This is a genomic window from Pseudanabaena biceps PCC 7429 (assembly GCF_000332215.1).
GTDB lineage: Bacteria > Cyanobacteriota > Cyanobacteriia > Pseudanabaenales > Pseudanabaenaceae > Pseudanabaena > Pseudanabaena biceps.
Genome location: NZ_ALWB01000070.1, coordinates 1 through 12,697, shown reverse-complemented (window position 1 = coordinate 12,697; position 12,697 = coordinate 1). Strand labels below are relative to the sequence as shown.

7 protein-coding genes are annotated in these 12,697 nt (G+C 39.3%); 1 reads left to right on the top strand and 6 read right to left on the bottom strand.

All coding sequences use genetic code 11. The annotated features are described in order from the left end of the window. Positions 1–4: 4 nt before the first annotated feature. Positions 5–130: a DUF6760 family protein gene (locus PSE7429_RS27935; protein WP_407681158.1), complete on the top strand. Its 126-nt coding sequence runs from the start codon at positions 5–7 to the stop codon at positions 128–130. Positions 131–137: 7 nt separating this feature from the next. On the opposite strand, the gene PSE7429_RS24365 is transcribed toward PSE7429_RS27935, so the two are convergent. The 6 genes from PSE7429_RS24365 to PSE7429_RS09825 all read right to left on the bottom strand — a co-directional run bounded on the left by PSE7429_RS24365 (position 138) and on the right by PSE7429_RS09825 (position 12,558). Then, the gene (locus PSE7429_RS24365) at positions 138–596 is read right to left on the bottom strand and encodes a pentapeptide repeat-containing protein (protein WP_009627009.1); all 459 of its coding nucleotides are present in this window, start codon (positions 594–596) and stop codon (positions 138–140) included. A 69-nt stretch (positions 597–665) separates the two neighbouring features. Next, positions 666–4,151 carry an eCIS core domain-containing protein gene (locus tag PSE7429_RS23515; protein WP_009627008.1) on the bottom strand — a complete coding sequence of 1,162 codons (3,486 nt, stop codon included), beginning with the start codon at positions 4,149–4,151 and terminating at the stop codon, positions 666–668. A gap of 564 nt (positions 4,152–4,715) precedes the next feature. Continuing rightward, positions 4,716–6,869 (bottom strand): eCIS core domain-containing protein, encoded by a 2,154-nt coding sequence (locus PSE7429_RS27175; protein WP_009627007.1) that lies wholly within the window; start codon positions 6,867–6,869, stop codon positions 4,716–4,718. Between the two features lie 290 nt (positions 6,870–7,159). Then, a complete protein-coding gene (locus PSE7429_RS09835) occupies positions 7,160–7,636 on the bottom strand; it encodes a hypothetical protein (protein ID WP_009627006.1) in 477 nt (158 codons plus the stop codon). A gap of 83 nt (positions 7,637–7,719) precedes the next feature. Beyond that, complete coding sequence (locus PSE7429_RS09830) at positions 7,720–10,359, bottom strand: eCIS core domain-containing protein (RefSeq protein ID WP_009627005.1); 2,640 nt, start codon at positions 10,357–10,359, stop codon at positions 7,720–7,722. Positions 10,360–10,809: 450 nt separating this feature from the next. Next, positions 10,810–12,558: an eCIS core domain-containing protein gene (locus PSE7429_RS09825; RefSeq protein ID WP_040688063.1), complete on the bottom strand. Its 1,749-nt coding sequence runs from the start codon at positions 12,556–12,558 to the stop codon at positions 10,810–10,812. Between the last annotated feature and the right edge of the window lie 139 nt (positions 12,559–12,697).

Below are 12,697 nucleotides of genomic sequence, written 5' to 3'. Positions count from 1 at the left end.
CCCTTTGGAGAGGTTATATGAAGAGGTAGCCTTCATTGCTTTTTACTTCCATTGGTCAAAGGAAGATATTCTGAACCTCACCCATACCGAGCGTTTGCGCTGGGTTAACGAGATTATGAGACTGCGCTGATAATAAACTAGTCGCCAGATACTCGACAATCCCGATTATTTAGCTTGCCATCGGTCATGATCGTGCGGCAAAAAAGGCTTTTTTGCGAATTAACATCCTTTAACAAAGCGGCGTTAAACTTTGCGCCCCTCAAGTCTGCCCCACGGAAGTCCACATTTTCTAAATCGGCATTAGTAAAGTTTGCCCATCGCAAATTTGCCCCTTGAAAATTTGCATCCTTGAGATAGGTGCCGATCAAGTTTGCCCCAACTAAATTTGCTTTTTGTAAATCTGCCCCTCGCATTTTTGCCAAACTCAGATTTGCGCCGCTAAGTTTTGCCTCGACTAGATTGGCATTGCTTAAGTCGCATTCAGGACAAGCTCTCGTTTCTAGCAATTGATCGATAGGATTGGCGATCGCTGCTTGAGCGATCGCGATATAGGAAGATAAGGCGATCGCGCCAGACAAAAGGTAATTACGCAACATTGGCAATCCTAAATGAATTGTTAGCAATTAGACTGACTATTCAGCCATCATTTTAACCTAATTAATCTATCAATCATAGGCAGAGAAGGCATTATTAGCCTTATCAAGAAAATCATTCCATGTTTTTTGGAATTTATTTTGAGCGTTAATATTGAAAGTACTGTTAGGATCATCAACGTTAGGTGCTGGAAGTGGACCTTCTTCATCCTGCATATGTCTGCGAGCAAAAATGATTTGAGATGTTAAATGATCGGCAAGTGGGGCTGGGATATTTCCTAATGCTGAAGCGATATACGAGGCAATAACTGTTTGGTCACCTGTAATTAAATTTACTCCTTCGACAATATAGGATGGAATGCTTTCCTGCCTTGCTTCAATTGTGCTCCGAGTAGCGGTTAATTGATCGCTCAGCAAAACATTTTGCGGAAGTGTTTTTTGATTTTTTGCCATATGAGTACTTGCCTTCTGTTCGTTAGGATTTTTTAAACGATTGGCAAAATATTCTTCAAGCATATCTTGGTGATGGGTAGCTCGAGTCAGCAATCCTTTGTAACGTTTAACATTTACTTCGGAGAATAACGGGTTGTTTTTCCTCATATCATTCAAAGTCTCTCGGTAACTTTGGACTCGTTCCGTATAATATTTATTATCCCATGTTTCCCATTTAGATTTTTGCTCCATGTCCCTTGCAAGATCGTAACAGAACTCTAAATACTGCTTCAATCTAGCAAGATGATTAGTTGAATACTCTTCTGTTTTAAAGTTTTCCTCTAGTTCGACAAAATCATCGTTTAAGAGATTTTGGAATGACTGTGAAACGTAGGCGTATTTTGTTTCATCAATTTCTGCTAATCGGTAGGCAGAGCCACCCATAAATTCTAGGGAAGACTCATCATACTTGTCATCTTTGCGAGCTTTTAAACCTAATACTGTAGGTAGTTTTTTCGCGATCGGAGTGTTAAACGCTCGATGTTCAGGACGTTCTTGGGGTTTTGCGGGGATCTTTTTAATTACTTCATTGAAGATCTCAATTGCTTTTTCTATTTCTGGTTTTACTTGACTCTCTTCAACTTTTTTCTTTTCTCGGAAATAATAATCAAAATAGAGTCTTAACTGTGCTTCCAAATTTTCAGAATCATCTCGATTGAAATGTTGATTGATGTCATAGACAGCTTCAAGGGCGATCTTATCGCCCTTGTTATCGTAGCCATCCGAGAGTGTAAACATGTCTCTGAGACTTTTAGCATCAGGACCTAAAGCATATACGAGTAAATCTGCCTTAATTGGAGGTCCCTGATCCTCTTTTTTCCCATCTCCATAATGAACTGTTACGCCATCAGTTCCCACATCAACAGAGTTGTAATAATATTGATAATAGGTAATTTCTCCATCTTTTTTGACTTTTTCGTTTTCCTCCTTAACCTTTGTTGCCTTCTTTTGCGATTTTGCTGCAAAAACATTATCAGTCCCTGGCAAAAACATAGGACCGCTATTTCCGACAATCCAAGAAACTTTTTTGATGTTTTTTCTGATGGCAGTAGTGGCGACATCTATACCTGCATTAGGTCCTGAAATCACCATACTATTAATCTCTTCCGCTGTGATTGTCTCTTCGCTGATAGCTCGCTGGAACTCGTCCATATTGAGAACTCTAGGAATATTTTCCTTGAAAGCATTTTCTGATTTTTTTATGTCTGCTTGTTTTTGTTCATTTCCTGCGATGTCGTCAGGTAGCTTATGTTTCCCAATTCCTAAGCCTACAACTACATTCTGAGCATAAACTACTTCCGAACCAAGATCGATACGATAGTACTTGGTCGCATAGCCTTGTTTTTGGACTGAGAGGATTTTGTTGGCTTTGCGCGGGATTTGTTTGACCACCTTATCAACTTCATCGGAAAAATCTCGCCGTGAAGCAAGCCCTCCTTCTGAATCTTGGAGTTCTTTCCCTTTCTGATGTTTGGGAGTAATCATATTCATAGGATGATTAATTACTCCTTTAGCACCTCTTTCTTTCCGCCAAGGTTGTTCTTCGCCAATCAGAATTGTTTTGTCTAGATCGATATTGTTTAGGTTGTTTTCGATATAGTAGGCAGCACTAGCTCCTGCTCCAAGAATAGCGAGGTTATAAATCTTCTCAACTTCTTTCCCATTTTCCCAAACCCCAACGCTATGCTTCACTCGATCTTCATAGGAACCTTCATCAAGTTTATCGATAAAGTCTTGAGCATTTGCTTGCCCTGTCTCTTTAGCTGTTTCTAGCTGCCTTTTCCGTTGTTCAGGATCTAGCTGTTTCTTGACTCGAAAATAAAACAAAGCTAACTGCTGCTCGTTATTGATATCTACTTCCCCATAGTCAATATTACTGTCTAACATTGTTTGAATTTCTGTTTTGAGATTCTGGTGATTAACATAGGTCTCAATATCTTGTTCTTTCCCTTTTTCTTCGTATTGTGTTAGTGCATCCTTTTTAGTCTTTAAGGCATTCACTAAACTAGAGACCATTTCCTGCTTCTTATCCGTATCACTAGATAATAGCCTTGTTTCTTCAGATGTTTTTAGGTTAAATTTTCTTTGAACGGATAATTTTTTTTGCTGTTGTGCAAATAAAGGCTGAGGTGATAAAGGCTGTAGCGATCGCCTTAGCTTATTCCCATTCTGTTGCACGACATGAGTTAACTCATGGGCGATCAACTCTTGACCATCTCGACTAGTTGGGGCATAGGCTCCTTGGCGAAAGAATACATCCTGTCCCGTTGTAAAAGCTTTTGCCTGAATTGATTGATTTAAGCGATCGGATTGAGTATCAGTATGTATTTTTACAGTGCTGAAATCAGTTCCCATTGCCCGTTCCATTTTTAATTTCAGCTTAGGCTCTAAAGGTTGACCACTGCCACGCATTCTTTGAATTGATGATTCTAAATTTTGAGAAGCCTCACCACCGCCAATATTTTCATGCCTTTGGAGCAAAGGTTTTCTTCTAAGTCGATTTCCACCGATCTCTCTGGGTTTAATCGGAGGTGGTTCTGGATTTTCTGTAAACCCTAATAGAGATTCTTGTGATTTTTCTATCTCCATTTCCTCTGTTACCTCCTGTTTTTGAATAGGTTGATTTTGCAGAGTAGAATCCATCGGGGTAACTAGATCAGTTCTCGAAAGTTTGGGTAACTTAGTTCTTTGAATATCTGGTTTATTAATTTTTTCGACTACAGTTTTTTCGACTACAGTCTTTGCCGTCTTGTCAGCTTCCTTCTCATATTTATCATCTGGCTCCCCAATATTTAGTTTTGTTTGGAGAGTTTCGCTTTGATTGCTGATTGTTTGCAGACGATTCTTTAGTTTTCTTTGAACTGGTGCGATCGCTTCAGGTGTTGGCGTATGAATAATTTTTTCTAGCAAATTCTCAGAATAGCTAACGCCACTATGACTGACTTCTTGTTCACGAGTCCCTCCCTCTGGTGTTGCCAATTTAGGGAATGGTCTAGTTTGCAAGTTTATAGATATGTTTTTTGCTGCCGAGGGAGTTTGAGAGGAAGTGTCACTTTTGTGGTTCATATCTTAGTTTCACCCACGATATATAAAGACTGATCTTTCTTGATTAATAATCGATTAATAAGATTGGCTTTATATGTCAATCTTTAATCTTTCTTTAATTCTGTAAAAAAAGATAAGTAGTAAGAGATTCTGGCTATTTTGGAATCTCTTTCTTTCTCTCTCTCTTTCTCTTTATTTGGATTTGTTTTAATAGATGGGTAAGAGTTATGCAAAAATGGCATATTCTATTTCACTATATGAACAAATTGCAAATTATTCTTGTCTCCATTTTTTGTATAGTACTCGATTATACACACTATACTCTAATATAAATTTTACCTTTATAATTAACTGGACATAATTAAAAATTAGAGTCAATACCTATAATATTGAGTAAACTAGTTGTTTTACGGCTTTATTTTTAATTACGCTCATTTGCCTATATAAATATAAATTTTTGTGAATTAATTAGCTTTAATTGCAATATTTTTACTACTAATCTCCAAAAGTGACTATATCTATAATTGCTCAAAATACAGCTATATTTTGAGCAACCGAATTTTCGGTGCTGAGGAGAAAGTCGGCTCAACGCTTTTTAACGTCTTTTGCAATTTCTTGACTAACCGCAGGTATGTAATTACCGACAAATCCATGCCCTTTCGTTTTGCCTACACTATGTACTTCGGAGTCCTCTGAACCTCCACTGCCAATAGCGGCATCAATCATTCTTCCTGTTTCACTATACGTTCCCACAAACATACTTACAGGATCGAGACCACCAACATAGATACTTATATCAACAAATGCAGATGGATGTTGAACCGCGTTTCCTGCATATATCAATTGAATGAATTGATTCATCTGTGTTTTAGCTTTCTCCGCTGCAAATCCTTTAAAACTCATTTCCGCAAGGATCTTAGGTTCGAGTCCAATTCCAAAATCGTTTGCTTCCCAGTAATTAAGAACTTCTTTATATCGCTTTTGTCTTATAGAAGGAAGATATTCATCAGTTAATATTTTATGGGCGTTCCTAACAGCATTATCTGTTTTGATCGTTCCACGACTATGGGCAGATACGGTAACCCTTTTTTGCCGATGGACAGCGTCAAGCATAATTTCTTCCTGTTTTTCCGTTGCTTTATCCCTGACTTCCACTTTACCTTTGATACAATCGATCAAATCACCCACTGTTCCTCCCCTTTGTGCACTATAGGTATAGAGAACATCCACCGCATCTTGACCTAAAGCTGTATCATTTTGTCCATCTAATGCTTTATTAACTGACTCTTGTAAAGCCGCAGCACTTAAAATTCCTGACTTGGGTGCAACTGCCATACCGTTGATGTGCGTAACTTGAGGATACCAATCTCCTAAAGATATAGGTTCTGGATAAGGTGCAATCATCGCTGCCTTCCCATTAAATCCAGTGACAAGTCCCATTGCATAGTAGACAACCTTGCCATTTCTCATCCGTTTACGTTTTACCTCTTCGATGCGACGATTGGGCGCACGTCCCGACACTCGAAATTGCTTGCTATCAAAATCACTAAAATCACCATTGTATGTCTTACCAGCACCAGTTACTTCGGCAGACATGGCTCCACGTCTTTTTCTGGTTGTAGGTATTTCATCAGGATCCATTTCATTGCTGAGAGATTCACCAATTTTTGCGATTTCTCCAACAACTTCAAGGCGCAATTTCTCAACTCCTGATCTTCTTTCACTATCCTCATCAGCAACATTTAGCCATGCATCGATCGCATTTAATAATTCAGATAGCAGAATACTATCTGCCCCACTCTGTTCTATTTTTTTTAGACATTCATCTATCGCTGCAATTCTTTTCCTTTGATGAAAGCGAGAATAAGTTATTTTTTTAAAATCTTTAGCAGTCATCAATCTCTGAATAGAAGTATTTACAGGAGATGTATTTGTTGGAGTTGAATCATTACTCAACAAACTAGTCTGTTCTATTGCAGAAATGTTTAACTTGCGTTTGACAGGTGCGCCCTGTTGGATAACATGGGTCAACTCATGGGCGATCAACTCCTGCCCACCTCGACTACTCGGATCGTATGCCCCTTGCCGAAAGAATACATCTTGACCTGTTGTAAATGCTTTAGCTTGAATAGATTTATTTAAGCGATCAGACTGTGCATCTGTATGTAATCTGATACTACTAAAATCTGCGCCCATTGCTTGCCCCATTTTGCTTTGGAGATGAGGATCTAGAGACTGACCGCGCCCCCTTGCATTTTGAATTGATGACTCTAAATCAGGTGATGCGTCACCACCGCCAATATTTGCGCGCCTCTGTATCAAGGGCTTCCTTTGTAGTTTCTCATCCCCTTTTTCAATTGATTCTTGTTTTTGGACAGGATTATCCTGCATTGGCAAATTGATTTGCCGAACTACCTTTGATGCAGTGTCATCTGCTTCTTTCTCGTACTTATCATTGGGTTCGCCAATATTCAACTTTGCCTGAATCGGCGTAGAAGTATAGAGATCGGAAATAGATCTTAAGCGATTTTTCAGTTTTCTCTGAATTGATGTAGGAGAAAATTCGGATTTTGACGAAAAAATCACTTTTTCTAATATGTTTTCCGATGAATTTTTTATAGGTTGCCTTGGAATATCCTCATCACTCTGCGGTGGAGAGAAGCCTCTGGTTTGTAAATTGAGGGTTGTGGGTTTAGCTGAAGTTATGGGTTTATGAGACTCTTGATAAGTACGCTTCATTGCTTCAGCTTTCTAAATTTAATTATAAAAATCAACTGTAAAAAAAGTACGATTATTCCGTAAAAATAAGCTTCACATATTTAAATTGAAATGACAATACACAACTTACAGCGCTTTGCGAATGAACCACAGAGAAATTCTTGAAAGCGTTGCGAAGCAACACTTTCAAGAATTTCTCTGTGGTTCGTTTAACCGAATAATTGCTGTAAATATTTATTGAGCTTTATTTATTTCACGAAAAATTAACGAATTAACGTTTGTGAAATTTATGTTTATTATTGAAGCGTTACCTAGTCCGCCCAAGAAGTACTGTAGCCAACTTTAAGACTCCCTTCCCCAAATTCTGGCGGTAACTCTACTAATTGCTTCACATTTAGAGCAAACCAGCTTTCGGTGTTGAGGAGAATATCATTGGGATGATTCTGATTAATACTTTGGATATGTTCTGATAATGCTTCAATTGTTCTAAATTTAGTAGCAATATCAAATATAAATGATGGATCCAGCTTTGCCTCAATTTCTATATTTAGATTAGGTTTAAATTCTCCGCCAAATAGCTGACTGCGCACATCAGTATAGAGATTAAATAATTCATGCGTATCTATATATTGGTAAATTTCTGGGCTCATACTAAATGTCACTACACATCTAGTGATAATTTCATCAAGGAAATCAGCGCTCAAATCTATTACTTGCATTGTGATTGGAGAGCCTTCGGGATCGTGAAATTGTAGTTCAAGGTCAAGGGGATGGTGGGAAGTTTTCATGGTGGATGTCAGTATAAAGGCGATCGCTTAATCGCTTAAGAGTATAAAAACTTTCTAGCAGTTAAACTAGTAGTTAAAGTAAATTAATCTAATTCTGGATTCCAAGCCCAATTGCCTGTTTTATCTCTTTTAAAAGTGGCAAGTCGGCTAAAGCTTTCTTGTTTTACAGTTAGCATATCAACAGCATTTTGTTGCGCAGCTAATATCTTATCTACATACATAAGCTGCCCGCTCTTGGTATAGTCAAGGGAAATCTCAATTTCACCCTTATCATCAGCAGGTTTTTTCTTGTATTTAAATCCAAGCTTAACGCCAATTTCCCCCTTGCTGCCCGCTAATCCCATCTGGTCATTTAGGGATTTTCCAGGCTTAAACACAGTAAATTGAGTAGCAGGAGCGCCGAACACCTGAGCACCTGCGATCGCAGTGTCTTCAGACATACCCAACAACAAGCCAAGTATTTGTCCCTTTGATTTAGAGCCAGACTCAGACGCTGCTGCTCTTCTTACCGATTGACCAACCGAATTAACCATATCGCCTAAAAGGGCAGGCATTCCTCCTAGCACCCCTTGGTGGATTGGTATCGAAACCTGTCCAGCACATTCAATAGACCATTCATCAAGTTTGGCTTTTAAATCTTTTTCCTTGGTAGGATCGCCTAACCAAACAAACTTGGCTTTCCCATTCATTTTAAACATGGCACAGGTCGCCTCAAAGCTCGGTTCCAATTGATAAACTCTCCGACCAATACTCTCTTGAGCATCCCCTCGTCCAGAATAGGAATAGGAATCGCCCAAACCGCCGCCGCCTTGGTCTTTAAGCAAGCGTTTTTTGCCTTCCTTAACTCCTTTTTGGTCGTATCTAGTTCCACCTGAACCCTTGACAGCCAGTTTTCCACCTAAACCAACACCACCAACATCTTTAATTCCTCCCTGAGCGGTTATCGCACCAACTAGCCCCGTTTCGACATAGGCTTTATCATCCTTACCAAAAACTTCTTTCTCAACATTACCTGCCCACTTTTCAGCCCGTTTGTATCCTACACTGCTGGTGGTTCCACCCCACATATAGTTAGACATTTCCACAGGTAATACTTTCGATTCGACAAATCGACGATAGATGGCATAGGATACCAACTGCATAACCTTACTACTATCTGCGGCTTGGGACTCGAAGTATCCTCCAATTTCAGCCTTTAGTTCGGCAAGCCCTGCAAACTTAGCACCTCCAGTTACTGTCAATTCACATCTTGTGTTCAGTTCCTTTACTTTTTTGCGTTCGCTCTGACAGACTAGGTGCATTCCTACAAAGCCCATCCCTGATGGATCACATGGAATCTTCAGCTCAATCTCTAATTTACTCTTGTCTCCAGGATTTGGCACTGAGGCATCGATGAGCCAGCCCACCTTTTCTAGGGAAGATTTAGCACTACCTTCATATTTCTTCTTGATTGCGTCAATTTTTCCCGTTCGCTGACTGTCTTCAAGCTCTAGAGTGCCTGCTGTTGTATTTCTTTTATCAAGAATATCTTGTTCGATTTTATTTAGCTTCGGGATTTCTTCTGTATCAAGATGTGTAAGAAATTTTTGCATCCCAACCATACGAGTACTTCTAGATTTATCTCCAGTATGATCCTGTATCCAGTTATTGACATGTTCTCGAATTTCTTTAGCAAGATCTTGTGTCGATTTTAGATCCTTGGTGCTATAGGGATTGAGCTTACCATACTCATCTATCAATTGCTCGATACTTTTGATGGTTTTTCCTCTTCTATCCAATATTCCATCTTTGGTATGTTCGCGAAACGTCTTTTTATTCCACAATCTTTGCACTTGATTTGTAGGAGCATCTTGGATTTGGCTCACCTGATTAGAATTAGGCAGAGGTTTGCGCCGCAATCTATTGCCATTTTGTTGCACCACATGGGTTAACTCATGGGCAATTAACTCCTGACCAGATTTACTACTGGGGTTGTACTCCCCTTGACGAAAGAAAACATCTTGTCCCGTGGTAAAAGCTTTTGCCTGAATTGACTGATTTAAGCGATCGGACTGAGAGTCGGTATGTACTTTTACATCGCTAAAATCTGCTCCCATTGCTTGTCCCATCTTTTCTTGGAGATGAGGATTTAGAGATTGACCGCTACCTCTAGCCCTCTGAATTGACGATTCTAAGTCTGTGGAGGCTTCTCCTCCTCCAAGAGCTTCACGTTTCTGAACTAAAGTGCTTGCTTGTATATTTCCATCATTATTATCTCTCTTTATTTTTAACTTTCTTTGGAGTGGAGAGATCTGGGTGGGCAGAGTTGATTCAGAGATCGAATCATTTTGCCTTTGGACAGAATTTTCTTGGCTATGGGAATTAATTTGCTCTACGACTTTTGTGGCGGTTTCATCGGCTTCTTTTTCATATTTATCATTGGGCTCGCCAATATTTAATTTTGCCTGAATCGAATTATTAATTCCTTCGTTAATTGGTAGTTTTAAGCGATTTTTAGGTTTTCTCTGAATTGCCCCAGTTTGCTCGTTATTGGAGTTAGAAATTAATTTTTCAAGTAAATTTCCCGAAAAATTAGTTCTATGGCTACTCTCCTTTTCGCCATCTTTACTTAGGTCATTTAAATGATCAGAGTTAGGTGTAGCAAAGGGTTTGGTTTGCAGATTTAAATTTGGAGAACTAGCTAAATTTTGATTTTGAACTGTAGTTTCTTTTGTAATTTTCATATATAAAATAATATGTAAAATAAATATTATTGACTTTTAGGAATTAGAAACAACAGGTAGAAACTATTGAATTACCGCATAATATTCCTATGCAGTTGCTACTCCGTTAAGGGGAAATTGCAATATAGACTACAAATATTCGTAGATTAGTAGTTTTGTTAAGCCATTCTAAAATTCTCGTATATCCATAATCTTGGATATACTGCCATTCGATACTTTATTTAACTATAAAACCTTAATAAGTTTATGTGTGCAAAAACACATGGACTGTATTTTTGTACTATAGCTATAGTCACTTAAGTCAGGATATAAGCCCCCAAAGATGAGTGGCGGCGCTTTGCGCCGCCACTCATCTTTGGGGGCTTATGTCCTAATAAATCCTTATTGGATAAGCCTTACAAGCATCTATCACTTCTTTAGGAACCAGTGTCCTCTACGCTCTAGTTATCATTATTCTAGCCCAATCCTTTTCGCTGCTCTTGTTAGCGCATTTTTGTCAATCGGTGTACCCGTATTCATACCTCGAGAATAGGCTTCTAAGACCATTTTACGCATATTTTCATATTGTGTTTCCAGAGTCTCAGCCGTAGCAATTTGAGTCCATTTCATTGCGTCTGGCATATTTACAAGTGCTTCAAATGGAATTACTTCAAATTCACGATGTTGAACAATTTTAGCGACTTTTTCGCGGACAGTATCCATCTTATTGAGTGGACAGTAAACGCGCAACAGTCGTCCAGGATCTCGTAGATCTACCGATTCGTTATGAATGCTACGTTCTCCCCCAAGCGCTCGATAGGATTCGTTATCATCTCTGAAGGTTATATCTGGTCTCGGATTGCGGATGTCAAGATCGTGACTAGCAAATTCGATTAACAGCCCATAAGTTGATTCGTTGTATGTTTCTCCCCTTCTTCTTGCATGATTTTTGGGTAGATTTTCACGTATTTTGCGTTCACCTTCCAATCGGTTGTAAAGATTTTTGAATTGACCCAAATTTTTCCGTGCCCCCATAATGTCATCTTCTGGAACTTGATTGAGATTGTTATCCCAGTTGTTGATAATTACAAAAAGCTTATTTAGTTCATCCTTTAACTCATCATCACTATAGCGAGCAGTATTATAGTTCTTATCATCACTAGCGGCGACCGCATACTGTAGACTAGTACCCATTCCAGGCAATCCTTGCCCTGTTGAGATAAATTCCTTCTCGCCAATTTTTTCATCTTCTTCCTTCGCACGACTAAAAAAATCACCTTCGCCAGTATCGCGAATTATGCCTGCTTTTTCTAAAGCCGCCCCAGACATAATTCGCCCATCGATCTTATCGAGTAGACTTGCTCCAGAACCATGAAATTGGCTATTATCTAACGCTCCACTACTACTAAGTTCATGCATACGCATGAATGGTGCGATCGCCATTTTCCAATCCATTCCCTGATAAGATGGATTTTTAGCGATCGCATCAACTGCTCGGATCTCCATTTCTGCATAAGTATAAAGAGCAGAAATATGCTTTGCTCTGGGATCAGTCTCAACGTCACTATGTTTATTAAAGTAGTTTTGGCAAGCTGTCTTTATATTACTTAGAAGTTGTTTGATTGAATTTGCTTTGCCATCTCGTCTGCTCTTGTTAGGACTAACAATATCAGGTTTGTATTTATGATACTGATCTAGTGAAATCAGAACTGATTTATACAAGCCACTCATCTTTTTTGTAAAGCTGAGTTTCCCAATCCCAATTTTTTTGTCTTGTTTGGGTGCACCAGCTTTCTCTGGTGAAGATAATTCTTCTGCCGTAATTAGCCGTTGAACAGTTTTTGTCCCACTTCCATTTTGCTGAACGACATGGGTCAACTCATGGGCAATCAATTCCTGACCACCTTTGCTACTGGGGTTATAAGCTCCCTGCCGAAAGAATACATCTTGTCCCGTCGTAAAGGCTTTGGCTTGGATTGACTTATTTAACTGATCAGACCGTGAATCCGTATGCACCCTCACGCTACTAAAATCCGCTCCCATCGCTTGTCCCATCTTAGTTTGTAGATGAGGATCGAGGGACTGTCCACCGCCTCTTGCCGTTTGAATGGAAGCTTCTAAATCGGGTTCTGCTTCACCTCCATCAAGGGTTCCTCGTCTCTGGAGTAATGATCTCACTGGTAATCCTGCGATCGATTCTCTTCGCTGGATTCTAGACAAGGAAAGTTTTCTTTGAATGCCTTCTTCTTCTGTTCCTAAGGCATCCTGTTTTTGGATTGATTGGCTCGAAGTGGGAGCATTAATTTGCTGTACGACTTTGGTGGCGGTAGCATCAGCTTCTTTTCATACTTATCATTGG